At 50.4% G+C, this 24197-nt stretch carries 20 protein-coding genes; 12 read left to right on the top strand and 8 right to left on the bottom strand.

Annotated features, from left to right (window positions below; translation table 11 throughout):
- Nucleotides 1–192 precede the first annotated feature (192 nt).
- The 3 genes from LVD11_RS14955 to LVD11_RS14945 all read right to left on the bottom strand — a co-directional run bounded on the left by LVD11_RS14955 (nucleotide 193) and on the right by LVD11_RS14945 (nucleotide 3388).
- On the bottom strand, nucleotides 193–777 hold the full coding sequence (locus LVD11_RS14955; RefSeq protein WP_237060332.1) for a hypothetical protein: 585 nt from the start codon (nucleotides 775–777) through the stop codon (nucleotides 193–195).
- A gap of 956 nt (nucleotides 778–1733) precedes the next feature.
- Complete coding sequence (locus tag LVD11_RS14950) at nucleotides 1734–2315, bottom strand: LOG family protein (RefSeq protein ID WP_237060331.1); 582 nt, start codon at nucleotides 2313–2315, stop codon at nucleotides 1734–1736.
- 56 nt (nucleotides 2316–2371) lie between these two features.
- Nucleotides 2372–3388, bottom strand: coding sequence for a SphA family protein (locus tag LVD11_RS14945; protein WP_237060330.1), 1017 nt, complete (start codon nucleotides 3386–3388; stop codon nucleotides 2372–2374).
- A gap of 383 nt (nucleotides 3389–3771) precedes the next feature.
- Here LVD11_RS14945 and LVD11_RS14940 point away from each other — a divergent pair, with 383 nt between their 5' ends.
- From LVD11_RS14940 to LVD11_RS14925, 4 genes are all read left to right on the top strand, one after another.
- Complete coding sequence (locus LVD11_RS14940; RefSeq protein ID WP_237060329.1) at nucleotides 3772–5550, top strand: DUF885 domain-containing protein; 1779 nt, start codon at nucleotides 3772–3774, stop codon at nucleotides 5548–5550.
- Nucleotides 5551–5694: 144 nt separating this feature from the next.
- Entirely contained in the window at nucleotides 5695–7722 is a 2028-nt protein-coding gene (locus LVD11_RS14935) for an ATP-binding protein (protein WP_237060327.1), read from the top strand.
- A 248-nt stretch (nucleotides 7723–7970) separates the two neighbouring features.
- On the top strand, nucleotides 7971–9509 hold the full coding sequence (locus LVD11_RS14930; protein WP_237060324.1) for an RNA-directed DNA polymerase: 1539 nt from the start codon (nucleotides 7971–7973) through the stop codon (nucleotides 9507–9509).
- A 203-nt stretch (nucleotides 9510–9712) separates the two neighbouring features.
- Nucleotides 9713–10897: an SIR2 family protein gene (locus tag LVD11_RS14925; protein WP_237060322.1), complete on the top strand. Its 1185-nt coding sequence runs from the start codon at nucleotides 9713–9715 to the stop codon at nucleotides 10895–10897.
- A gap of 587 nt (nucleotides 10898–11484) precedes the next feature.
- Here the strand turns inward: LVD11_RS14925 and LVD11_RS14920 are convergent.
- Nucleotides 11485–12474 (bottom strand): transposase, encoded by a 990-nt coding sequence (locus LVD11_RS14920; protein WP_237060320.1) that lies wholly within the window; start codon nucleotides 12472–12474, stop codon nucleotides 11485–11487.
- Nucleotides 12475–12614: 140 nt separating this feature from the next.
- Here LVD11_RS14920 and LVD11_RS14915 point away from each other — a divergent pair, with 140 nt between their 5' ends.
- From LVD11_RS14915 to LVD11_RS14890, 6 genes are all read left to right on the top strand, one after another.
- The gene (locus tag LVD11_RS14915) at nucleotides 12615–12962 is read left to right on the top strand and encodes a DUF488 domain-containing protein (RefSeq protein WP_237060318.1); all 348 of its coding nucleotides are present in this window, start codon (nucleotides 12615–12617) and stop codon (nucleotides 12960–12962) included.
- A 119-nt stretch (nucleotides 12963–13081) separates the two neighbouring features.
- The gene (locus LVD11_RS14910; protein WP_237060317.1) at nucleotides 13082–13837 is read left to right on the top strand and encodes a hypothetical protein; all 756 of its coding nucleotides are present in this window, start codon (nucleotides 13082–13084) and stop codon (nucleotides 13835–13837) included.
- A 167-nt stretch (nucleotides 13838–14004) separates the two neighbouring features.
- Entirely contained in the window at nucleotides 14005–15300 is a 1296-nt protein-coding gene (locus LVD11_RS14905; protein ID WP_237060315.1) for a S41 family peptidase, read from the top strand.
- A 93-nt stretch (nucleotides 15301–15393) separates the two neighbouring features.
- A complete protein-coding gene (locus tag LVD11_RS14900) occupies nucleotides 15394–15963 on the top strand; it encodes a DUF3592 domain-containing protein (protein WP_237060313.1) in 570 nt (189 codons plus the stop codon).
- Between the two features lie 64 nt (nucleotides 15964–16027).
- On the top strand, nucleotides 16028–16684 hold the full coding sequence (locus tag LVD11_RS14895; protein ID WP_237060311.1) for a DUF3592 domain-containing protein: 657 nt from the start codon (nucleotides 16028–16030) through the stop codon (nucleotides 16682–16684).
- A gap of 45 nt (nucleotides 16685–16729) precedes the next feature.
- Nucleotides 16730–17233, top strand: a complete 504-nt coding sequence (locus LVD11_RS14890; RefSeq protein ID WP_237060309.1) for a hypothetical protein — start codon at nucleotides 16730–16732, stop codon at nucleotides 17231–17233.
- 356 nt (nucleotides 17234–17589) lie between these two features.
- Here the strand turns inward: LVD11_RS14890 and LVD11_RS14885 are convergent, their stop codons facing one another.
- The 4 genes from LVD11_RS14885 to LVD11_RS14870 all read right to left on the bottom strand — a co-directional run bounded on the left by LVD11_RS14885 (nucleotide 17590) and on the right by LVD11_RS14870 (nucleotide 21404).
- Nucleotides 17590–18561, bottom strand: coding sequence for a hypothetical protein (locus LVD11_RS14885; protein WP_237060307.1), 972 nt, complete (start codon nucleotides 18559–18561; stop codon nucleotides 17590–17592).
- A gap of 771 nt (nucleotides 18562–19332) precedes the next feature.
- Entirely contained in the window at nucleotides 19333–20001 is a 669-nt protein-coding gene (locus LVD11_RS14880; protein WP_237060305.1) for an SPM autocatalytic domain-containing protein, read from the bottom strand.
- A gap of 22 nt (nucleotides 20002–20023) precedes the next feature.
- Nucleotides 20024–20575 carry a hypothetical protein gene (locus LVD11_RS14875; protein WP_237060303.1) on the bottom strand — a complete coding sequence of 184 codons (552 nt, stop codon included), beginning with the start codon at nucleotides 20573–20575 and terminating at the stop codon, nucleotides 20024–20026.
- 22 nt (nucleotides 20576–20597) lie between these two features.
- The gene (locus tag LVD11_RS14870) at nucleotides 20598–21404 is read right to left on the bottom strand and encodes a hypothetical protein (RefSeq protein ID WP_237060301.1); all 807 of its coding nucleotides are present in this window, start codon (nucleotides 21402–21404) and stop codon (nucleotides 20598–20600) included.
- A 910-nt stretch (nucleotides 21405–22314) separates the two neighbouring features.
- Here LVD11_RS14870 and LVD11_RS17015 point away from each other — a divergent pair.
- Nucleotides 22315–22626, top strand: coding sequence for a DUF4124 domain-containing protein (locus tag LVD11_RS17015; protein WP_369413326.1), 312 nt, complete (start codon nucleotides 22315–22317; stop codon nucleotides 22624–22626).
- A 549-nt stretch (nucleotides 22627–23175) separates the two neighbouring features.
- Nucleotides 23176–24195 carry a hypothetical protein gene (locus tag LVD11_RS14865; RefSeq protein ID WP_237060299.1) on the top strand — a complete coding sequence of 340 codons (1020 nt, stop codon included), beginning with the start codon at nucleotides 23176–23178 and terminating at the stop codon, nucleotides 24193–24195.
- Nucleotides 24196–24197 lie beyond the last annotated feature (2 nt).

Here is a 24197-nt window from a genome sequence, read left to right as displayed (position 1 = left end):
AAAGTTTCACTGCTTGCGATATAGTGGTCAATTATTAGCCAGCTAAGCACCGTTATTATCCATAGGATAATAAATAGGTAATACCCCTTTTTTCTGCCAGTTTGCTTTGAGCCTGATTCACTCCCGACTTTGCCAGCTGGAAATTCGGTAAAATCAACTTGCTGATCTCTCAATTTGCTACTCCTTCAGTGATTACTTGCATCTCTTAATAGCAAGTTTAGCTTGTCTCTGGCACCAATTAGCTGCTTTATCATATAGCGTCGTGCAGAATGCTGCTGCGCCGACCCCTGATGCGGTCTCTGCACTTCCAACAAATGCTTTTGGTAGTCTCCCGGATGCGCCGATTCCAAATTGAATAAAAGGATAAAGGCACAACCCTGTACCATATACTTTATAAGTTCTTTTGCAATTCCTTTCGGCCTTCCTATATTTTTTTATACACTCCTTCTTGCGGGTTTTATTTTTGTTTTTTTGATCTTTATTTTTAGGATAGATAGGTCGTGCCGGTGGTCTGGGGAAGGGGGCGATCGGTCCAGCTGGTGGAGAATAAGCTGGTGGTGCGTAGGCAGGCAAGGGATAACCGGTAACATTGATGCACTCCATAATTTTTGGCGGAGCACATTCATGATTGTTGGCCAGTGACTCAGAGGGAAAGGAAAAAATTGATAAAATTATGCAGGCGGATAGAGGCAAGCGGAATCTTTCGGAAGATGTGGTTAGATAGTGTATTTTGGAATTTTTTAACCTGTAGGTGAAAAATATTTTTAAGTAAAACATGTAGCATCCTTGCTTTAGTTGTTACTAATAAATACCTCCGATGGTGATTGGAAATTATCAATCGAAACTTTTCCAGGCAATGCCTGCAAACTACTTTGACTAGAAGTTGGCGCGAAAAAATGTAAGTTTATTTCTTAAGTAAAAATTCTTTTCTTCGTTTAAGATAATCATGAATTTATCTTGGAGATAATTTGAAATTTTCGGGTCAAGCGAGGGTGTTTGTGTTAGCGGCGGTAGGCTGAGAAGATGCTATGAAAATGAATCTTGAACCTTTAATTAGCTGTTGGACTGGATGTACACGCTGCAGGTTTTTATCTACTCCTGGGCCTGAGCCCCGGACAAGTTTCCAGATTAATAGATTGCTTGCTTATCGGTTGAGTGACTTGGCACTGTACTTCACTCTTATATAAGTAACTTATTGAAGTTAGTCTAGGGGGCGTATCACTAGGGAGGGCAGGCGGAGTGACTATTGATCTACATAGAGCTCGGCTCCGCGCTTACAATCAGTTGCTTCCGCACACATAGCTAGATTCGATTTTGATTTTCCGGTCAAATTTTGAGCGCTGCAAGAATGTTGCAAGCAGAGCTATAAGGTCTTTTCTTGTCCATTCGTTCGGCTAGCTGTGTAGGTGTGCTTGTCGTGGGTCACCCGCAAATCGTTGTTTTTTCACACGTTTTTTCCCGGCCCAGTAACCACGCGGTTCCGGGGGGATACTCAAAACTTATTCACAGATCTATCCAACGAATGTGTTAGTAACCGAACCTTCATGGTTGCCGGGCCGGCGGGGCCTGTGGGGGATTGTGAAGTAAGTGCTTTCTAACCTGCCACACCACAAGGCAGTTGGGGCGTAAAAATCCCTCCCACATAAAGCTGTGTATAAGCGGGGCTACCAGCGAGCGGGAATTTTCCCGGGCATGCCCCGCTGTTGCGGCCGCCCGGGAATTTTAAACACAGGCTAGAGTTCGTCGCGGGTCAGGCGCTGGTCCATCGCCGGCGGCTGGTAGTCGTTCATCCTCGCCAGCAGGCCCGCGGGGGTGTCCGCCTCCAGCAGCATATTGCGGTACTGGGGCTGCAGCAGCTGTTCATTGACGCAGTGATCCAGGAAACTGGCCAGGTGCTGGAAGTAGCCGGCCACATCCAGCAGGCCGCAGGGTTTGCGGTGGAAGCCCAGTTGCGCCCAGGTGAGGATCTCGAACAGTTCTTCCAAGGTGCCCAGGCCGCCGGGCAGGGCGATAAAGCCATCGGAGAGCTGCTCCATCATCGCCTTGCGCTCGTGCATGGAGCCCACCACATGCATCTGGGTGACATTGGGGTGGGGCACCTCGCGCACCGCCAGGGCCTCGGGGATCACGCCGGTCACGCGGCCGCCGCCGGCCAGCACCGCATCGGCCACCGCGCCCATCACGCCGATACTGGCCCCGCCGTACACCAGCCCGATATCCCGCGCCACCAGCTCCGCCGCCAGCGCCTCGGCCGCCTGGCGGTATTCGGGCAGGCGCCCGGGGCTGGAACCGCAGTAAACACAGATATTCTTCATGCTTTTATTCATTCCCCGTTGATGGATTGGGCACTGCGCCTATTGTGCCCGCATCCTCAACGGTTTGCCCCCGGCTGGAACTGGTACACCACCTTCAGCCAGAAATAATCCCCCTCCGGGGTGTTCTCGGTATCCAGTTCCGGCAGCCAGCTGAGTTCCACCAGGAAATTCTCGCTGCCCTTGGGCACCATATAACCAATCACCGGGCCGATGCCCGCCGTGCGCTGCTTGAAGTCCCCCTGGATAATGATGCCCGGCTTGCGGTCGTCGCTGATCTGGTCGGCCCAGAAACCGTTCAGGCCCAGGGTCAGGAAACCGCTGCCGGCCTTGATCATCTGCTGGATACTGGCGTCCAGGTGGAACAGCCGGCCGCTGCGGTAATTGGTATCGTCGTTCTCCTCGTTGAACATCACCCCGGCAAACGCCGAGAAATTAAAGCCCGCGGCGGGGTTGGTGTAGGCGGCGCCGCCCACCAGGTCCAGCGCCCAGTAGTTCAGCCCCTCGTTCGCCAGCCGGCCGGCCTCGTAGTCGCCGGTGGGCGCGTGGGCAAAGGCGGCAAAATTGTATTGCCAGCAGTCGTCCTCCCAGGCCATCAGCGCCGGCACCAGGGTGGTGTCGCCCAGCCCGGACACGGAATCCCGCCGGCTGAAATTGCCCAGCGGGGTCTCCACCGTACCGGTGACGGTGACATCCACCCAGGAGGGGAAGGCGCCCAGGGTGTAGTCGGCACCCAGCACTTTCTTCTCGAAGGTATACAGCAGGCCCGGCACAAAGGCATCGAGTTCCACATCCAGCCCCAGCGCCACCAGGCCGGCGATGGGGGTTTCCGCCCCGGCGGCGAAATCGCCGCTGTAGTGCATGTACTGCGGCTTGATCACCCAGCCCTCCTGCACCGGCGCCCGGTCGATCATGGTGGCCATGGAGCCGGGCACGTAGTAACCGATACCGCCCTCGGTGGCGTGGCCGGCGCCGGACGCCAACAGCAATGCCAGCGCCGCCCACAGGCGCCACAAAACCGCGCCCCGGCGGGTGCCGGCAACCAACGCACAAGCTTTACCGCTAATTCCCTGCATACCACTTTCCCCGACTTCCTTGCCCGTCGTTTCTTTCACCGCCGGTATGTGGGCACTGACCCACATACCGTGGCGAGATACTCAGGAAAGTCTAGTTCGTACCCGTGTGCCAACCGCGAACTGCGGCATTGCCGGCGTGGGGTTGCTCGCAAATAGAGAGTTACGCGCCAACGGCCCCGCCGGCGTTGCCGCCCAATGGCGCGTCATTAAACCGGCACGCCGGTGCAATGTCGTGTAATCGAAAACTGCCGACCAACGGTTCACTCCTGCGACACACGTGGTAGAGTTTCGTGGCTTGCGTCACAAAGCTGCATTTAAAAGCAGCATCACAATAAAGGGCGCCGGCTCGATAACAACAATGCATAAAAATCGCGGAGCGTATTATGGCGAGCATCCTGGGGGCGCGTCTGAAGCACTTCCTGCCCATCCTGCTGGCATCCACCTTCTTCCTGGCCACAGCCACCAGCGCCCGCGCCGCCGACGCCGGCGAGCAGCTGCAGGCGATCATCGACGAGCACTGGCAGTACAGCCTGCGGGAAGACCCGATCATGGCCGGGCGCATGGGCGTGCCGGATTACAACGACCGCCTGCCCGGCGTCACCGCAAAGGACCGCGCCCGCCGCCTGAAGGCCGAGCAGGACTTCCTCAAGCGCCTGCAGCAGATTGAAGGCGACGAACTCAGCCAGGACCAGCGCATCAACCGCGACCTGCTGGCCTGGGTGCTGGAAAACTCCATCGAGGGCAACCAGCTGTTCCTCGACCGCATCCCCTTCAATACCTTTTACGGTTTTTACAACTCCGCCGTGGAGGCCAACGATGGCCTGGCCATGAACGATGTCAAAGCCTACGAGGATTACATCGCCCGCATCCGCGATTTCGGCCGCTACTTTGACGAGAACATCGCCAATATGCGCCAGGGCATTGAGGACGGCTTCGTGCAGCCCAAGATCGTGGTGCAGGGCATTGCCCCCACCGTGCGCGCCCAGGTGTACGACGACCCCACCGAGAGCCGCCTGTACAAACCTTTCGAGAAAATGCCGGCCTCCATTCCGGCCGCGGAACAGAAGCGCCTGCGCGCCGAGGGCAAAGAAGCTATCGACGAAGTGGCCACCCCGGCCTTCGCCCGCCTGGCCGACCTGCTGGAGGGCGACTATATGCAGGCCGCCACCGACAGCATCGGCGCCGAGCAGCTGCCCGGCGGCAAGGACTACTACCGCCACGGCATCAAGACCTACGTCACCCTGGATATGGACCCGGCCGAGATCCACAAGATCGGCCTGGCGGAAGTAAAGCGCATCCGCACGGAAATGGATGAACTGATCGAGCAGAGCGGCTTCGACGGCAGCTTCGAGGAGTTCACCGAATTCCTGCGCACCGACAAGCAGTTTTATGCCGAGACCCCGGAACAGCTGCTGAAGGAAGCGGCCTATATCTCCAAGAAGATCGATTACCGCCTGCCGGCCCTGTTCGGCAAGCTGCCGCGCCTGCCCTACGGCGTGCTGCCGGTACCGGACGCCATCGCCCCCAACTACACCACCGCCTCATACAATCCCGCCGCCATCGGCGGTACCCGCGGCGGTGCCTACTGGGTCAACACCTACGCCCTGGACCAGCGCCCGCTGTACGAACTGCCGGCCCTGACCCTGCACGAGGCCGTGCCCGGCCACCACCTGCAGGGCGCGCTCAGCCAGGAACTGGAAAACGTGCCGGAATTCCGCAAGGGCCTGTACCTGAGCGCCTTCGGCGAGGGCTGGGCGCTCTACTCCGAGCGCCTCGGCAAGGAGATGGACGGCATCTACACCACACCCTACGAGCACTTCGGCCGCCTGAGCTACGAAATGTGGCGCGCCGCCCGCCTGGTAATCGACACCGGCATCCACTCCCAGGGCTGGACCCGCCAGCAGGCACTGGACTTCCTCGCCGACAACACCTCCCTGTCAAAAGCCAACGTGCGCGCCGAGGTAGACCGCTACATCTCCTGGCCGGGCCAGGCGCTGTCTTACAAGATGGGGGAGATCAAGATTCGGGAGTTGCGGGCGAAGGCCGAGAAGGCGCTTGGGGATGAGTTTGATATCCGGGCGTTTCATGATGCGGTTTTGGCTAATGGGGCTTTGCCGATGGGAATGTTGGAGGGGCAGTTAGGCTCAGCTGACTTTTACTAATATCAAGGTATTTAATCAGCCCAGTAGATCTTAATGACGGCATGAAGCTCACCAATGATTGGTGATTATGGATTAACTACTAGGGATTTTCATTAAAGAGTGTGAAGTTCGCCCAAGTCTAAAATAGTATCAACGGAGTGATTAATGAGCCTCTATACAAATCTTAAGGGCCGGCTGAGAAACACTTCTTTGCCTAGGAGTCACGGCTTAATGCCTGTCTTCGAGGCCGTAGTAAATTCGATCCACGCTATTGAAGAAAAAGGCAATCTTGCGGAACGTGGGCAGATTACAGTAAGAGTTGAAAGAGATGGCCAGAAGAAACTGGACCTAGATCAAAAAGGCCCTGAACCGATCACTGCTTTTACAATAATCGATAACGGATGCGGTTTCGACAACGTTAATTTTCAATCATTTGAAACATTAGATTCGGATCACAAGGTTGCAAAAGGATGTCGCGGTGTTGGGCGCTTGCTGTGGCTGAAAGCATTCGATTTGGTCGAAATTAATAGTACTTTTTGCGAGTCAGGCTCTAAGAGCGCCAACCGCTATTTTCGTTTTGACGAAAATAAAGGTGTCTATAGTGCGCGTTTGGACAGCTCGGGTGAAAAGGCCACCGGGACGACCGTCCGACTAATCGGTTTCGGGAAAAATTATCAGCGGGCAGTCCCAAAAACCGCACTCTCCATTGCGAATCAACTGCTGGAGCATTGCCTATGGTACTTCGTTCGCCCTGAGGGGGCACCTGAAATAGTTGTACAGGATGGCGATGAGTTAATAAGGCTATATCAATTGTATGATAGCTATATGCATGAAACGGCGCGCTCGGAGTTAGTCAAAATTCAGGGTGAAGACTTTGAAGTAACACACATTAAGTATAGAGCATCAGCAACCAAGAAGCATCAAATAGCTTTTTGTGCTGACGGGCGTATGGTGAAGGAAGAAAACATTCACGGGAAAATACCGGGTTTATATGCGAGGCTAAAAGATGACGCAGGGGAATTCGTCTACGCATGTTATGTGTCATCTTCCTATCTAGATCAACGAGTACGTAGCGAAAGAACAGCATTTGATCTCGCTGAAGACCTAGGTGAACTCTTTGATGAGTCAGAGCTAAGCTTGAAGGCTATTCGTAAGAAAATTTTAGAATGTGCCCAAAATTTTCTTCATGACGTTCTGCAGCGCAATATAAGTGCTGGCGAAAATAGAATTGATAGTTTTATTTCGAGCAAGGCCCCTCGGTTTCGCCCAATTAAACGTTATGTTCCAAGAGAGAAACTAGTTGTTGATCCAGAAATATCAGATAAAGATCTAGAACTACATTTGCATGAACACTGGTACGAGCTTGAGCGCGAGCTTGTTCGTGAAGGGCATGAAGTAATGTCGCCCAAAGCATATGACTACACCAATGACTATCAGCCTCGTTTACAAGCTTACCTACAAAAAGCAGAGGATATAAAGAAATCAGACCTAGCTAATTATGTATCACACAGAAAGGTGATAATTGATCTTCTCCAGAAGTCTATCGAGCGTGGCACCGACGGAAAGTATGCTAGGGAGGAAATGATTCATGAGTTAATCATGCCCATGCGTACAAGCTCAGATGAGATTTTACTGGACTCATGCAATTTGTGGCTTGTCGATGAAAGAATGGCTTTTCACCACTATTTGGCATCGGATAAAACGATTAAATCCATGCCCATCACTGAGTCTGACTCCACTAAAGAACCTGACATTCTCGGTGTCCGTGTTTTCGATAATCCAATTCTGGTTAATGATCAAGATAGTTTCCCCCTAGCTTCGATTACGATAGTCGAAATAAAACGCCCGATGCGAAACGATATGAAAGAGGGGGAAGACAAAGACCCGATTGACCAGACGTTAAGCTATCTAGAGCGGGTTCGAGAGGGAAAAGTGACAACAAAATCTGGCCGTCCCATTCCTGGTAGTAAAGATGTCCCTGGCTATTGCTACGTCTTATGTGATCTCACAGAGTCAATGCGTAGACGCTGCCGTCGAGCAAATCTTAGAATCACATATGATGGCATGGGTTATTTTGGGTACAACGAGCCTTCTCATGCATATATTGAAGTTATTTCGTTTGATCAGCTCGTAAATGCATCTAGAGAGCGAAATAAAGCGTTTTTCGATAGGCTGGGGTTGCCGACTAATTAAGCTATCGTTGGGTCTGGCTTTGTCGACCTCAGTATAAAAGCCGATAAAAGGCCTCCCACGAAAGGGTAATTCAATTAAGTCCAATTAGGTAAGTCTCGTTAGACTCCGATTCATGCCTTTTCTTATTTGTAAAAGAGGGGGCGGGTTTTTATACTGGGCCATGACTCCGCGAACAGATTAACACGAAAAAGTTAGAAAGAGCTGTCCGCTCAATTTAACAAACTAATACCAAAGTTAAGGAAATTTAGATGACGCTCTGTAGGGATTCGATAAATTGGGCGATCGAATTCATCTCGGATCATTCTGATGGCGATCTCTTCCCTAAGATAGTTGAGATTGACGCTATAAAAGATAAATCGGAAGAATTTGTCCGCGCCGTCGAAAATAAAGATCTTGGAATGTTTACGCCCATGCCCTGTCGGCGTTTCATCGTTCCTAAAGACGAGATTTCATATAGACAGGCGACGCAATTGCATCCTCAGGATTCATTATTGCTATCCGCTATAGTGCACCAATTTGGTCAAGGAATCGAAGATAGAAGGGCGAGTCCAGATAAAATATTTAGCTACCGATTTTCACCGACAGCCGAAGATGGTTTGTATAGTAATAAAAATGCTTGGAATGACTTTTGGACGAAAGCAAATCTACTGTCACGTAGCGCTAAAGTAGTTCTATATTTAGATATAGCTGATTTCTATAATCAAATATATCACCATACAGTGGAAAACCAATTGATAGAGTCTGGGCTTCCTAATCAGGCGATAAAATGGATAATTTCGTTGCTTGAATCGACTACGGCGGGAGTTTCTCGAGGAGTACCAATTGGACCACATCCGATACATCTTATAGCTGAAGCTACATTGGTGCCAGTAGATAATAGTCTTGAAGCAAGCGGCTTTGAATTTATCAGATATGCTGACGATATAATTGTATTTTGTGATTCGATAAAGGATGCAAAAACGACATTGGCAACGGTTGCGTCGGTCCTAGATCGGCAGCAACGCCTAATGCTACAGAGGCACAAAACTAAAATTATTGAGCCGACTGAATTTAGGGCCTTGTGCCGTGAGATGATAGAGGATCGTCCTATAGATAGAGAGGAGGCCCGATTGCTTGGTATTATCAAGAAATATTCAGGAGGTAATCCATATCAGGGCATATCTTATAATGCTATGTCGAAAACCGATTGGGCGCAGTTCTCTGAAAAGATCGTTGGTAAAATAATCCAAGACTATCTAAGTGAGGGGGACGTTGACTATATTCGGCTTAGGTGGTTTTACCGCAGATTAGCCCAGGTTGGCCACCCCGGAGCAATAGATATATCTCTTCAGCAGCTCGATTCGCTCGGGCCATGCCTTGCGACCATCTGTTTTTATCTTGCCTCGATACAAAACATTGAGCCAGCGCAATGGAGAGATATCGGAACGCAACTTTTAGAGTTGCTAGAGGCTGATGAGGTCAAGCACAATGAATTTTTCAGGCTCTCTATCCTTAGCCTATTCTCCCGGAATCAATACATAAATCACTTTTCGAAGCTCGCCAAAATATTCAACGTCTCCGATTCCTTTGCAAGGCGAGAAATAATGCTTTCAGCATATCAAAATAGTGCCGTGGATTGGTTGCGAGAGCATAAGGAATCATTTTCTAATATGGACCCTTGGCAAAAAATGGCGTTCATATACTGCACGTCTGCCTTCCCAAAAGATGAAAAGAAATTTTTTATTAATCGGTATGCCTATCAAGGCCCCTTTGAGACTGTCTTGGCCAAGTGGGCAAAGGTTCTATGAACAGAACAACGAGAAAAACAAAAGGAACGTTTTGGCATTCTAGGCCAACCCACTGATGTGCGAATGGCTCGTAGCCAAGCTTAACCCATTGTGGTCAGAGTAAAATTTGGACATCCGAGCGCACCGCGGATGATAACGCCAGAATGTTATTTTGGCCGAATATTGTTGACCCTATGTATTTACTAATCGTGTAGAGAGCAAGCGTGTCTGAAATAAAAAAAAATAAAGATGGAAGTTGGGTAGTAAGTACACGCCTGGGTTCTGAAAAGTCAAATTTCACGAAAAAGCTGATGGAAAAGCTTTATAGCGACATTGAAGACGAGTCAATATTAAGATTAAGTGAGAGGATAAAAAGTCTCTACATAAACGTAAGTGACTTCGATGATTCAGACATTAAAAAATCAGTATCGGAGCTAAAAAAACACTATAAAAATGAATCGCTTGCATTGGTCTTGGGTGCGGGTGTTTCTCTAGATTATGGGCTGCCTACATGGGACCAGCTTCTTCAAAGATTGATTGCTAAAACTCTTGATAGCTCAGATGAGGATAATTTAAGTGTTTCGGGTTTGTTTAACTTAGTTTTTGGGCCTAGCGCTATCATTTCCGCCCGATACTTAAAGCTACACTTCGACAAAGAGAAGACAAAAAAAGGCGGTAGAAAGTTTCCATTTGAAACTGAGGTGAGAAACGCACTCTATGAAAACATAGAAGATCAAACATCGCTTACATATCGCTCAATTGTAAAGCTATGCGTATCACCAGGTAAGAGCCCAAGTTTAGATTCAGTAATTACATATAACTACGACGACATTTTGGAGTATCATCTAAACGACCTGGGTTTAGGGATTAAGTTCAAGTCGGTTTATCAAATTGGTGCAAACCCAAAACACGATGAATTACCAATCTATCATGTGCACGGCTACCTCCCCAGAAGAGGAAATATAACAGATAAGCATTCAGTCATTTTAAGTGACGACGGCTACCATAAACAGTATTCAGATTTCTATAGCTGGAGCAATCTTGTCCAAATTAATAAATTTAAGGATACAAATTGTTTATTTATCGGTCATTCTTTTACTGATCCTAACTTAAGAAGATTATTGGAAATTGCTAAAGATCAACGAGGGAATGAGAATATTCAGCACTACTTAATTAAGAAAAAATATTCAGTCATTAGCGTGATTGAGCACATCAAGAATTTGGCCTTGCAAAAAGATGAGCTTCAACACTTATTGGCGGACAAAGAAAAAATTGAAGAAATCGCCACTACACTAATTAAGGTTGTACATAAATTTGAATATGATGACGCTGCTTCATTCGGTGTTGAAATCATGTGGGTTAATGACTTCGATGAAATTCCCGAAATCCTTGACTCAATTAGTGAATAAGATAAAAAGGACACCCACCAATTGAGCAACTCCTTGTAGACCACTCCGAAGCCGGCTGCCAAGTATTAGATGATGGGCAATTAGCCTCGCAGCAAAAACGATGTGTGGATGGAGAAGACGAATAAAAAGGACACCCACCAATTGAGTGATCCCCAGTAGAATAATTGGGGTCAGAGTAAAATATTGACGCACTAGTGCACTTATGATCCTGCTTGAATCGAGAGCTCTATGAGCTCGAAAGGATAATCAAAAATAATAACTCTGCAAATTTATCAAGGAAGAAGAATGTATAAAGGACTACATGTAGCCATCCTTACTGGGTTGGCCATATTTGGCGGTTCTTCCGCATCTGCATTGGCCCCTGCCGAGGCAGAGAAGTGGCATGACGACGACGGAAATAAAAAGGACACCCACCGATCGAGTGATTCCCGGTAGGTGCCTCCGGATTAGGTTGCTTAGTATTAAATGGCGGACGATAGGCCTCGTCGCAGAAAAGAATTGTGGTAGTGACGCCAGGTCACATTACTGTCATGAGCTTGCTCCTCACAGTAAGCCCGCGATAGCGTTCGTTAAGAGAAAGACAGGATTTAGGGAATAGACGGTGGGGATAAGTAGCGCTCACAGTCCCGAACGCCCTGTGCCCAGCGCTTGCCAAGCTGCTCACACGCACTGCGGACGGAATGGGCGCTGCCGATCAGGGCCTTGAAGCGGCTCTCGAAGTTGCGGTTGAGATAGAGCCAGTGGCTGGGGTCAATCTGTAGTCGCTCGAGTATCGCCGGCAGCCTGCTATCGATGGCTCCTCGCTTGCCCTTGCGGAGGATGCGCCCGCTCCAGTCCACCAGTTCGATATAGTCCTGTATCTGGAAGGGCATACCTTCCGGCATGGGTTCCCGGGGATTGCCGGCGAAGGGGAGTAGTTCCTCAGGCTGCCTGCCGCCCCTGGCGGTTGAGATGCGGCGCTTGATTGAGGTGTGGTCCGAACTTTCGGGCGTATCGGCCATTCTGGCGCGGATCGGGTTCAGGTCTACGTAGGCCATACAGGCGGCCAGGGCCCGCTCATCGAGTAGGGCCTGGGACTTGAAGCGGCCTTCCCAGAACCGGCCTGTGCACTGGTCCTCACGGTTTGCCTCTCGGGCAATGGACTCGTTCAGCATCCGCATGAACCAGCTGATATCCAGCAGCCGTGCGCGCCAGACATCCGCCACCTCGGTAAGGCGTGTCATTTCCGCCGAGCCCAACGGCTCATTGCGGGCATAACGCTGGGAAAGCACGGAACCCTTGCACAGCTGATGCCAGCGTTCCACTACCTCGCGTAGCTCCCAGGTGGCGGCCTGTGCTCGATTGATATGCAGCACCACATGGTAATGGTTGCTCATAACCGCGTAAGCACAGACATCCAGGGCAAATACCCTGGCAAGAGAGAGCAGTTTGTCCTCAACCCACTGGCGACGGTGCTCAAAGCTCTGCCCGGTACGCGCGTCCCGCCCACATAGGAAGGCGCGGCGCACACAGCGGGAAACGCAGTGGTAGTATGGAGTCGCATCTACCGATACCAGGGATTTACGTGCTAGTCCCATAGCTGCCTGGGCCTGAATGTGGATGAATAAACAGTATTCTCCGGAGGCGGAAAGGAGTTTTCAATACGAGTGGCACATGATGCGTCATGTTTGGTGGGCGTCCATGTGTGGCAAATCCGGGTTTTAAAGGAGGTGCGCGTATGAATATTAAGATACACCGTATCTATGACCCTGACGTGCCACAAGGATATCACGCTCTCGTAGACCGGTTGTGGCCACGCGGCATCTCAAAGGACGAAGCTGACCTCGACGGCCACTGGCAAGACCTGGCCCCCAGTGATGAGCTGCGCAAATGGTTCGATCATGACCCCGCTAAGTGGGCAAGTTTCAGGAAGAAGTATCTGGGTGAGCTCAGCAAGAATAAAGACGTGGCGAAAGAGCACCTTGGAGGCGTGACACAGAAAAATCTCATTCTGCTTTATGGTGCGAAAGATAAACAGCACACCCATGCGCGGGTCTTGAAAGAGTATCTAGAAAAGCTGCGGTGAGCAGTGGCGCCTGAAATAATAGAAAGAAACCTCAAAATGCCGGCCATCGTCGCGCAGCGGTGGCCGTCCTTGCTGACCAGAATAATGATATTAATAAAAAACCAGAAAAGGATAATAAGATGGAGCAGACAGGAAAAATACAATCCGGAGAGCTGGGCTGGTCGGAGAAAGGCGTTCGGTTTACGCGCCAGCCCATCTATCGGAAATTCTCGTTCATACTGCTCGGCGTAATCATAGTCAGCTTGCTGCCGCACTATGCCAAAATCGCGGACCCAGCTGAATCTGTCTCAGCGACCTTTATCATCCACGCGATATTGTATCTGGGCTGGTATGTCCTGTTCACGGTACAGTCCAACCTTTCGGCAACGGGAAATACTGCACTTCACAAGAAACTTGGCTACTCAAGCCTGGCTCTTTTCGCACTTCTGCTTTTCAGTGGGATTGAAATGCTTGTAGGGGTGATGGCGGGCTACGATAGCAGTTGGGATCAGGCGTATTTGCTGTACCGGTCAACGTTTGTATGGGCTATTTTGCATACGCTCTTAAGCTTTGCTGTTTTTTATGTCCTGGGTATGCTGTACAGGAGGCGGCTGCATACTCATAAGCGTTTTATGCTGATGGCCTCGCTGAGCATGATTTCTGCCTCCGTCACACGTGTGGCGTATTTGCCGGTCGTCCCCGTTGATGGTATGGCAGTGACTCTATTGTCGACCTATGCCCTCCTGGTAACCCCGATGATCATGGACCGGATAATATTCAACGGTGTACATCCAGTACTGAAATGGAGCGTCCCTGTTTACGTCGTTACCCAGATTGCCTTTATTGCGATTATTCCTGCCACTCACTGGGGCCAAACGCTGGCGTTTCCGTTGTAAGACCGGTTGGGGTTCCATTGAAGGTGATTGGGGTCACCTATAAATAATTGGAGTCAGAGCAAAGTATGACGTGCTAATGCACTTATGGTGCTGCTTGAGTCGAGGGCTCTATCAGCTCGAAAGGATGTTCAAAAGTAATAAATCTTAAAATTAATCAAGGAAGAAGAATGTTTAAAGGATTATATGCAGCTGTCCTCGCTGGATTGACCTTGGTTGGCAGTTCTGCTGCATTAGCACTGGCCCCCGCTGAGGCAGAGAAGTGGCAAGAAGATATCGACGCATATCGCAATACTCTCGAACAACGGCACATCAACCTGTATCACACAGTAGATAAGCAGGACTTCCACAGAGAGCTGGCCACCCTCAAAGCTCACCTGCCAACCCTCACTGAAGACCAGGTAATGATCGAGCTGATGCGTATCAGCCGGCTGGTGGGGGACGGGCATACCCGCGTGCCGTTCTGGGGTGCCGAACACCGGCATTTCCCGCTGCAGTTCCAGTTTATGGATGGTGAGCTGCGCCTGCTGCGTACCGGGCCGGAGCATCGTCGCTTGCTGGGGCGCAAGCTGGTGGCGGTGGGGGATATGGCCACGGCTGAAGTGGTGAAAAAGCTGGAACCCGTGGTGCAGACCGTGGAGAATGAATACTCCCTGCGCCGCCACCTGCCGTATCACCTGAATGTCGCGGACATTCTGGCGGGCCTGGGGATCGTGGATGATCCTGCCTCCGCCACCTTTACCCTGGAGGACGAGCGCGGCCAGCGGGAGACGGTCACGCTGGAAGCCATTTCCTGCCCGGACTACCGGGAGAGCGTCACCGTCCGTTACGCGGAGCAGGTTGTGCCCTTCGGGGAAAAGCGGGTGTCCGGGTCCGACTACCTGTGGCTGAGTGCCGACGAGGACCGGCGCGTGGCCTACGTCTACTTTGCTCGTTACCCGTCCTTCTCGGATATGGAATCTTTTGCCGAGGATGTCCGCGAGTACCTGAATAAGCACCGCATCCGTAACCTGGTGGTGGACCTGCGGGACAATACTGGTGGCGACTTCTTTGTTGGCCTGCGCTTCGCCCACCAGATGATCCTGGTGGACGGGCTGGACTGGGATGGCGGCGTCTACACCCTGATCGGCAACGCCACCTTCTCCGCCGGCATGAGCAACGCCGCCCACTTCCGCGAAATGTTCAACGCCACCCTGGTGGGCGAACCCACCGGCGGCAACCCGGTCGGCTACCAGGACATGGACAGCTTCACGTTGCCCAACTCCGGCATCGAGGTCAACTACTCCAAGCGCCTCTACCGCTTCCAGGACAAGCCCACCCAGGGCATCCAGCCGGACGTGCTGATACCAACCCGCTGGGCCGATTACCGGGTGGGCAGGGATGCGGTGCTGGACTGGGTGCTGGAGGACATCACCCGGCGCTATTCCGGGCCCGTCGACCAGGTGGCCGAAGTCACCACCCGTTAAGGCTGTAAGGAGTTGCAGTGCCGGGTAACGTACTATGGCTTTTATGCCTTCCGGCAAAAGAGGGGTCGAGACAGGGTTGCGAGCAGGTATTTTATGGAAAGAATTGAGCCGCATTTAAAGCGCTTCCTCGGCCTGATAGGCCTCACAGCACTTGTTGGCGTGTATGCCTATATCGATCGAGGTGCTCTCTCGGTCAACCTGTTCTGTGCCCATGTGATGGCCGTGGGCGTATGGGGACTTGTCTATGCGCTGCGATCAGTGCGCCGGTCACTGGTCTGCTACCGTTGGGAACCGAGGAAGTACCGGGTTGCCGCGTCAAGAGTGATGCTTGAGGAGGGCCCTTCCGATGGTATCAATCGCATGTACAGGCCCGAGTACCGGCTGGAGTATGAATTTGGCGGTAAGGCTTACAGCCGTACGAACGATGATATAAATCTCCACCTGGGGGAGCTCTTCGCCACATTTGGCGCTGCGAGCGCCCATATTGAACGCGTCCGGGCCGGCCTGTACGGGGATTACCTGTACGTGAACCCGGCGAACCCGGCCGAGGCCTTCGTACGCCGGGGTGTCACGCGGGACCAGCTCGGCGCCCTGGTACTCTGCCTTATCCTGGTTGTATTGCCGCTGCTGACGGTAGCGGATTTAATTGAATGGCGGCCATAGGCAGCCGCCAGCAAGGATCGCCCGGAAAACCTGGGTATGAGCTGTGGCGGCATCAGGGGAAACAGTGAGCAAGAACGAGAACAACCACATACGCGCCCGCATCGACCGGGCCAAAGCCAGTCCACGGCGGAACCTGACTTTCGAAGAGCGCTACAGCGGGCGCATTATCCTGACGGTCCTGTTGTTGACCGCGCTGGCTGCCTTTGCCAGTACCACAATTTTCCTGGCGCCGGCATTGCTGGCGTGGTGTCTGCTGGGCTGCTCGGTCATCAAGGTAAACCTGCAGGGGTGGCGCCGGGCCCGCGCATCCCGCTACTGGCCCCGAGTGTCTGCGCAGCTCCGGAAAGCCGAGGTATCCCTCAAGCGTTCCTCCGCTGGCGGCAACGCAACCTATTTCTACGGGCTGGACGTCCTGTACCGCTACACCGTGGGAGGCCATGAGTACACGGGCAGCAATTATCACTGGGAAGGCTACGGCAGCCAGAGCGAAAAGAAAGCAAACCGTGCTGCGGAAAAGCTACGCAGCATTGGTTCTGGCCTGATGGTGCATTACAACCCGCGCAATCCCTGCGAGTCTGTTATCTACCCGACGGTACCGATTCTCTACTTTATCGGCGCCATCGTCGGGCTGGGGATGAGCCTTGCCAGTATCGCGTTCGGGCTGCATTACTGGGGGCTGGCGGAGCCGCTTTTGCGGGCGATTGGCCTGCAAATCAACTAGGGCCAGGCTGTGGGTCTGTCATGCCAAATAACCAAAGAAGTTAATATGTCCAGCAGAAGAATAGGTCGCTATAGCACGTCTCTCCCCGCACGGTTTTTCTCCGGGATTTTCTTTCTGGCGTTCCTATTGCCAATTGGTGTCGAGCTCACAGACCGATCTGGTGAAGCTGCGGGCTGGATCTATTACCCCCTGGCGCTCCTGCTTTGCCTCTATTTCGGCCTGTACACAAAAGAATTTGTGAAGTCAGGAGAAAGAGAACTCCTGATCAGGACCGGGGCTCTGTTCCTGTTTAGTAGCAAAACTATAGACATGGCACGGGTGAGGGAGGTTACCGTAGAAGACGGCTCTTATAGCAGGATGTCAGGGCAACATGCGGGTAATGCCGTCTCCGGGGCTCTGGTAAAGGTGAAGTTGCGGCTATCGAGCGGCCAGCAGGTCTTGCTTAAGCGGTTCTTCGATAAAAACGCATACTGGTGGGCCAGGGACTTTGCCGGCAAGGTTTCCAGGGACTTTGATGTTCCAGTTGTTAGGCGGAAGGCCAAAGGCTGATATGTGAGGTGCGACAATTTGGGTGATCTATCTGAGCCGCGAGATAACGCAATGAACACATAGTCTGAAGCTAGGCAGAATAAAACACGGAAAAGAAAGGATACTGCGGAACAGTAACAGCACCCTGGCCCAACATTGCGCTTTTCCAGAAAAGGCAACACTGATCTCCCAGCGCGCGGTCATCAGCGGCTAGCCCGCTGCTGGTCGGCCCATGCCAATCCGCAAAGAGGCTCGGGAACTGGCTAACCACGACGGAGGCCCCGGGAAGGGTGGTGGCAGGGTAGGAAGTCAACGCATCGCGATTGAGCAAACCGCGCTAAGCTCCCACCCTGCACCAATATGTCCCGTGGGCGATGCTAGGCGATCAGGGCCGCATCTTCGGCCGCAGACGAGGATCCAGAATCACCACTGGCGCTGCCGCCACTGTCGCCGGAGCCCCCGGCATCGATGGAACCCCCAGCCTTGGCCCCCACTGACCAGCCCGAGCTGGTTGTTTTGGTATAGCTGCCGGTGGTTTCCTGGTCTTCCACCGGTGCAAAACCATTTTGCGCGGGTACCAGAACACTGGGATCGTTGCCAGTATTCAGCGTTTTGGTGATGTCATCGTTCCACGAGAAGGGTTTTCCCTTGGCGGCTTGCGTGAACAGCTCCAGCTGGCTCTGGTCGCCCGGCAAAATGCCGAAGCGCACAAACTGTTGTTCCTCATTGGCATCGAAGCCGATGCTGCTCTGGGTGAAGTTTATCCGTAGGTAAGAGCAGCCATTATCAGCCTTCACCAGGAAGAGATCGTAAGTCATAGAGCCATCTACCAGACCGGATCCATCAGTGGAGTCGAGGTTTACCCTGAACCAGCGCGTCTTCTGCTCTACTTCCTGCTTGATTTCCGAGTCAGTGCCGGCATCTTCGATTTCTGAAACGATAGTGCTCGACTGATTGGGAACCCAGGGCAGGTGCCCGGTCAGTTCCTGGGGCTTGTTCTGGAAATTACCAATGAACTCGATATTCGGCGTGGCCCAGTCAATCTTGATGACACCTTTCGCATCTGTGCCACGGTAGGTGTCGTGGTGCCGATGATGCGCGCCTGAACCCCAGTAAAGGGTATAAGTGCTTGGAGTATGGTCGTTGGGGGCATATAAAATGAGCGATGCCTCTGCAGGCATGCCATTCGTTCCCATGAAGGTATTGTCTTTGTCCTTATTCAGGAATACCCAGTTGGGGATACTGCCGATCATGAAGTTCTCGACGTAAAAGTTCTTGGTGGTCCACGTCTTGGCTGTAGTGACATTGTGGTTGTAGGTGAAATTGAGCTCGCCTGATCCAGATGGCATGGTATTCCTCGACCAATTATTGATTATGGAGCGGCAAGTCTAGACGGCCCCCGCGATTTTGCAGGGAATCCGGAAAATTATGGCGTGGGAGGGATTAAACGAATTCGGCGACAAGTCGTATGCTGCATAGATTGGCGAGGCCGGGTAACAAAATTGCTGCATGAAATGGGATCGGCGTGCAGCTCCGGTCGTTCTGGTTGTGGATATGCGATGTGTGATAAACGGGGTAAGAGCAGCGTTTTGACGCGCCCCCCCCCCCCCCCGAAGTGATGGCGCACTACCATTGCTCTGGCCCCGGCGGTATTTCCGGTAAATGTTCAACGCTAGCCTGGCAAGCGGGCTTTGACGGCCTCACGGGAGGCGGTGGGTAAGCAAGAAAAGCTACACAAGTGCCTGCATATTGGCCCGGCGGTTAGGTCTTCAGGTCTTCAAACCTTAACCCGTGCTTACCAAGCAACTGCTTCACCCGGTGCGAATCTTTCTCGAATTCTTCGCCTGCCGGCTCACATTAAAAAGCTTGGCACTGCCTCGGCTAAGGAGCGGCGGCACACATAGATACGTCCATAACGCTTCAGCTATAATACTAAATGCCACAAACGTATGAATATCCTTTTGATAAGCTGAATCGCTCAGGGTAATTAATTGGATAAAGAATCGTGTTTTCCTGATGGAGAGAAAAAACTCTAGGCGATATTGTATCGCTCACATGTTTAGATAAAATTGGGAATTACGGCTACCCATAATCCCCTTGAAAATTTCCTTCGTGTTTCGCTATACGTTTAAAAGATGAAAATATACATCAACCACGTCAAGTTTCTTCTTGGTCGTTTCACCGTTTGCGTGGGTCTTTATGCCAGTTGCCTTTGCTTCAAATGGCATCAGATTTCCCGCCGCGTCGACAAAATTGTTCTTCCTTTCTTTTGGTATGGTCGGAATTTCGACGACGATACTGCCAGCTACTTTCGACACTTCATCAGGCGTTGATATTCCATCGGCGTTCTTATCCAGCCATAAATATAGCTCTTCCCAAACGATGTCGGCGTTATTGATAACACCGTTGTCATCCCCGCCTAAGATAGGGCTGTCGAATTGACCCAGGGCGTGAAAACCATTGAGTGCCTTGTTGCCCGATCCGTCATACAAAGGAGTGCTGTCCCCAAAAAACTCTTTTCCGCTATCCGCTAATTCATTACCGTTGAGATCCCTAAATAGAAAAGCCTCATTGCCTCCTTGTTTTACCCATTGGATTTCAACAGGGATCCCGGTTCCGGTTATATCAAATGAGACACCAACTCCCTTTTCAGAGAGCTCAATCCCATCGCCACCCAAATCAATAAGAAGAGGTTCCGTAGGAATGCACGCGTGAGCGAGAATATTTGATGAACTGAAAACAGTTGAGCAACTAAATAAAAAGAGGAAACTGTACTTGCGAATGTTCATGTTGGATACCATAAAGTTGAATTTACGGGCAAATGACACCAGTAGTACCGCCACATTGTGGAGCACAGAAATGATCGGCGTGTTTTGTTATACTGAAATCCCTGGTGATGCCAAGTGGGTCAACTCCTTTGATTTTGTATGTGTAGCCAATACCCTCGTATTCAACCAGAATATCATCCGAAGCTGTCACTCTACCCTGAACATAGCAACTAGAACTCCCACCACTCCATGAGGAGTAGCCAGGTATGGCGTCTTCATATGCAACGGCGAAAGGCCACTGGATTCCAGCTCCACCAACACCGCTACCTTTTCCCTGATTTGGAACGGTTATGTTGGCAGCTGTCTGGCATACAGTCTGCCAGCCCGCTGCTGCGTATACTGCTACAGTGACTGGAAAACTACTTCCCAGAGATGCTCTGACACCATGTTCCATTTCAAAAGGATCTTGATCCTGAGATCCAACCGCAGCTCTGCTATAGTAGATGGCAGTGCCAAAGGATGCTGCTGACCAAGAGCATATTAGAAGTAATAGAAACATCTTCAACTTCCAATTACTTGTTAAGTTGCAGATCATTTCATGCTTCCTCGTTGAGATGTTAGTCAGTATTTTTTTCTAAGTCGGAAATCTTTGCTACGTATCTACTTAGGTGCACTTCAAATTCGCGGATGGTGACGCCGTCATCCATCATCGAAAGATCGGATATATTTTCTGATAGATATGAACACAGTATATTTTGGGCTCTATCATCAAGCCGGGAGTAAATCCCAATAGCCCATTCGTACTCAAAGTTATCTTGGAAAGATCGAGTCTCTCTCGTCCATTCAAAGAATATTTTAGACTTCTCTACTAGGTCTTTTGCGGACTGATACTTTGATACATATTTTGGCGAATTTTCTTTTTGAAACGCCATGGAAGCTTTGGAAAGTTCTTCAAAGAATCCATTCTGCTCTAGATAGAGTTTTAGTTCCTGCAGATCAGCTCTGTCGAAACCGCGCTTGGATAAATCGGAGTAAATCTTTTCATAATCTTCTTTGAACTTAAGGGGGAAAAAAAGATTGCCCAGAGTCAGCCAGTTGTGGTCTTTTGCAATCACTACGGTATAAGAATTACTGTTGGATTTGAATAAGCCATACTCTTCTAAGTAGTCAAGATTTCTACCAGCAGTTAATGCATCGATAACAAGGCCGATTCTTGTTCTAGTCTCTGCCTCTCTGGCGAGATCAGTTACCCAGTCATCGTCGATAACTGTCTCTACTTTATCTACATCATATGTTTTCTCAAAATAAGAGAGTATCTGCTTTTGGGTTATATCAAGCCTGAACCTGTCTTGACCAAAACTGGTTTCTGGAGACAATAATAAAATTGACAGCATGCACAACAGCAAATTTTTGTTGGTCATCACAACTAAGCTCCTTGGCGACGCTGATTAGATAGTTGAGCGGTTTGTAATAACGAGTCAAGCTTTTGTTAATTTATTGTCGTTCTATAGATCTTGTTATTAAGGAACAACGACAAACAAGATTGTGCGTGTCAATAGGTGAGACTATTGTTCTTGTAGTAATTAATCACTTAAATTTGCTTAAGGTCTTCACATTCAAGTTAGCCAGGAAATATAAAGCCACAATTTAATTCATTAAAAAATGAGAATCAGACACTAAAATAAGCTGCAAGCTGTGCATCCAGGCGTAGCTGGGCTCTTCGGCTTGCTGGGTTGGTAATGGTAAAGGCATGTTTGCCAGTCGGCTGCCTGGGCCACCTTGATGTGCATTACTACATGCTGATGTTTGCTCATGGCTGCATAAGCACAGACATCCAGTGAAAATACCTTTACCAGAGACAGCACTTTGTCTTCAAACCACTGCTGGAGCTGCTCAAAGCCTCGTCCGGTACGGTCGTTTCGTCCATAGAGGGCGGCACGGCGGACACAGCGTGCGACGCAGTGATAATATGAGGTGGTATCGAGCGATACCAGGCACTCACGTGTAAGTTCCATGGCTTGCCATCCATATAATTGGACGGTTAACCAGTATCTTGCAGATGCGCTGAAGAATTTACACCCCCCTGGCTTGAAAGGCGCATTCTTTGTTGGGTGGCCTTAAAGACCCAAAGACCACTTACAGAACTTTGTCCAGCCAGACGTAGTGATACCAACCCGCTGGGCCGATAACCGGGTGGGCAGGGATGCGGTGCTGGATTGCGGATTGGATGACATCAGCAAGTGGTATGCATAGCGGGGTTCAGGTACTGACCAGCTCTCCAGCCTATGATTCCTGGGGTGACTTGAGAGCCCCTGAGTAGCTAGAAATTAAGTTATGTCGACTATTGTGATAAGAATCTTTTCCTTACTGCTACTGATATCTGCGGCGGCATTAGCGCGAGCGGAGATATACCAGTGCGTGGACAACGAAGGAAGAACTGTTTTCAGCGACCATAAATGCTCCGAAGACGACAGCAAAGTCAGGGTAGTCGAACCCAGGATCAATGTGGCCCCGTTTAAAGATGTGCTAGATGAGCAGGAAAAAAGTTCGCGCGTGATATACAGGGTAGCAGGGTTGGACGGAAAAGCAGGTTCCTGGATGTCTCGATCTACGAGGAAACAGATACCTATATCATCTTTGATGTAGAGGTTTACTACCGTGGACCAGCCCATGGCCGGGGTGAGTATCGGGTGATGCCGAATATCCACTGGCGTGCCCGCTCATTCAGTACATCAGAAGTAGGTGTAAGTCGGGGGTATGCGCGTGTCTAGTTGGGATCACAGGCACAAGACGGGGATGTCTCCGATGTCATCACCCTCCAGCTTTGGCAATACATCCCGGGGGAGAGCCCGAGCGTCCTTGAGTTCCGGGTCATTCCTTATAGAAAACGATGGAGTAAACGGGCGTAGGTCCTATGCAGCCAGTAAGCTGAAAATCGACACTGGCTTAGCTGTTCAACACAAAAGAGCAGCATAAAAGCAAAGGGCTGATGCAATCACGCTCTCTGAAAGCCAGAAATTATCTAAATGATGCCAATCAATTTGTTATTTTTTGGATTTTAAAAAAATAGCGCAAATCCATAAAACACAATTGCGTATTTGCCATATGAAATTATTCCAAAATGTTTACATCATACTCTTATCGATCTTAATGCCTTTTCTGCTCGAGGTTCATGACACGCTGTATGGAATGCTTGTGATTGGCTACGGCGTTCTGGCGGGACTCTATTTTCTTTATGCCCAGGATTCCGGTAGTGAATCCAATTCCGCTCTTGTTGAGATAAATAAAAGACTCGATGAGGTAGATGATTGCCTGGATCAGGGCATGGGCATCATTGCTATTGCTGATAAGTTTGAGAGAGAGTCGCGGATTCCTGCGGTCCTTACTATCAGGCACATACTCTTTACGATTTTTGAGGCTTCTAAGGAGGATGTGCTTCCGTATACGCACGTATTGGATAGAAAGGCGCCATCAGATGTGGGTCCGATGCCGCTTTTGGATTCCCTTTTATCCGATTTTAAGGAATGCGGTACTGCTGACATCAACGATAGGGTGTCAGCGCTGGACGAGTTTAAAAATATCCTTTACTTGAAAGAGGATGTTTTGTTTGAGATTGAAGTTGATGGGAATAAACCGAGAAAGGGATTCGGTGTGCTTGTGTTGACGATGCACGAGTTACTATTCATTCCGATTAAATGGGAATTCCTGAAAAATATCAAAAGGGAAAAGTTATTCGAGTTCTTGCACAAGGCTACCAAAAGCATGCCCTTTCTCAATGTGGGCCTGGCTACGACGGAGCTCTTGATGGCGTTTTCGGAAGGCGTGAGCTCCGAGGAGCGCTATTTGAACGCAGAACGAAAGTCGGAAATGGTTGAAAACTATGTCAATAATGATGGCTGGAGTATCCCGTATAAAGATATGACGGATTTCACCTTCCCTTATCGTATGAAGGGCTTCAGGCGCATCGATCACTCGCTAACTATCAAAACAGGGCGTGGTCGCTACAAACTCTTCCAGGCCGAAAATGCATCAGAGTTCGCTATCGAGCTTCTTGAACAATTACTGGTGAGTAGTCTCCTTCATCAGCAGGTCTATTACCCAGTAAATGAAAAATATCAAGGTAATCTTGTCAAGTGCAATCTTGTGCCACATGCAGAAATTGATTATGAAGATCCAAGAATGATCGAATTTCGAAATAATGAAATGAATGCGTAAGA

This window comes from Microbulbifer sediminum (assembly GCF_021729035.1).
Lineage (GTDB): Bacteria > Pseudomonadota > Gammaproteobacteria > Pseudomonadales > Cellvibrionaceae > Microbulbifer > Microbulbifer sediminum.
The sequence above is the reverse complement of the archived record's forward strand: the minus strand, read 5'-3'. Positions and strand labels throughout refer to the sequence as shown.

Coding starts and splice junctions, on each gene's coding strand:
- LVD11_RS14955 (WP_237060332.1), bottom strand. CDS start 777: ATGTTTTACTTAAAAATATTTTTCACCTACAGGTTAAAAAATTCCAAA.
- LVD11_RS14950 (WP_237060331.1), bottom strand. CDS start 2,315: ATGAAGAATATCTGTGTTTACTGCGGTTCCAGCCCCGGGCGCCTGCCC.
- LVD11_RS14945 (WP_237060330.1), bottom strand. CDS start 3,388: ATGCAGGGAATTAGCGGTAAAGCTTGTGCGTTGGTTGCCGGCACCCGC.
- LVD11_RS14940 (WP_237060329.1), top strand. CDS start 3,772: ATGGCGAGCATCCTGGGGGCGCGTCTGAAGCACTTCCTGCCCATCCTG.
- LVD11_RS14935 (WP_237060327.1), top strand. CDS start 5,695: ATGAGCCTCTATACAAATCTTAAGGGCCGGCTGAGAAACACTTCTTTG.
- LVD11_RS14930 (WP_237060324.1), top strand. CDS start 7,971: ATGACGCTCTGTAGGGATTCGATAAATTGGGCGATCGAATTCATCTCG.
- LVD11_RS14920 (WP_237060320.1), bottom strand. CDS start 12,474: ATGGGACTAGCACGTAAATCCCTGGTATCGGTAGATGCGACTCCATAC.
- LVD11_RS14915 (WP_237060318.1), top strand. CDS start 12,615: ATGAATATTAAGATACACCGTATCTATGACCCTGACGTGCCACAAGGA.
- LVD11_RS14910 (WP_237060317.1), top strand. CDS start 13,082: ATGGAGCAGACAGGAAAAATACAATCCGGAGAGCTGGGCTGGTCGGAG.
- LVD11_RS14905 (WP_237060315.1), top strand. CDS start 14,005: ATGTTTAAAGGATTATATGCAGCTGTCCTCGCTGGATTGACCTTGGTT.
- LVD11_RS14900 (WP_237060313.1), top strand. CDS start 15,394: ATGGAAAGAATTGAGCCGCATTTAAAGCGCTTCCTCGGCCTGATAGGC.
- LVD11_RS14890 (WP_237060309.1), top strand. CDS start 16,730: ATGTCCAGCAGAAGAATAGGTCGCTATAGCACGTCTCTCCCCGCACGG.
- LVD11_RS14885 (WP_237060307.1), bottom strand. CDS start 18,561: ATGCCATCTGGATCAGGCGAGCTCAATTTCACCTACAACCACAATGTC.
- LVD11_RS14880 (WP_237060305.1), bottom strand. CDS start 20,001: ATGAACATTCGCAAGTACAGTTTCCTCTTTTTATTTAGTTGCTCAACT.
- LVD11_RS14875 (WP_237060303.1), bottom strand. CDS start 20,575: ATGATCTGCAACTTAACAAGTAATTGGAAGTTGAAGATGTTTCTATTA.
- LVD11_RS17015 (WP_369413326.1), top strand. CDS start 22,315: ATGTCGACTATTGTGATAAGAATCTTTTCCTTACTGCTACTGATATCT.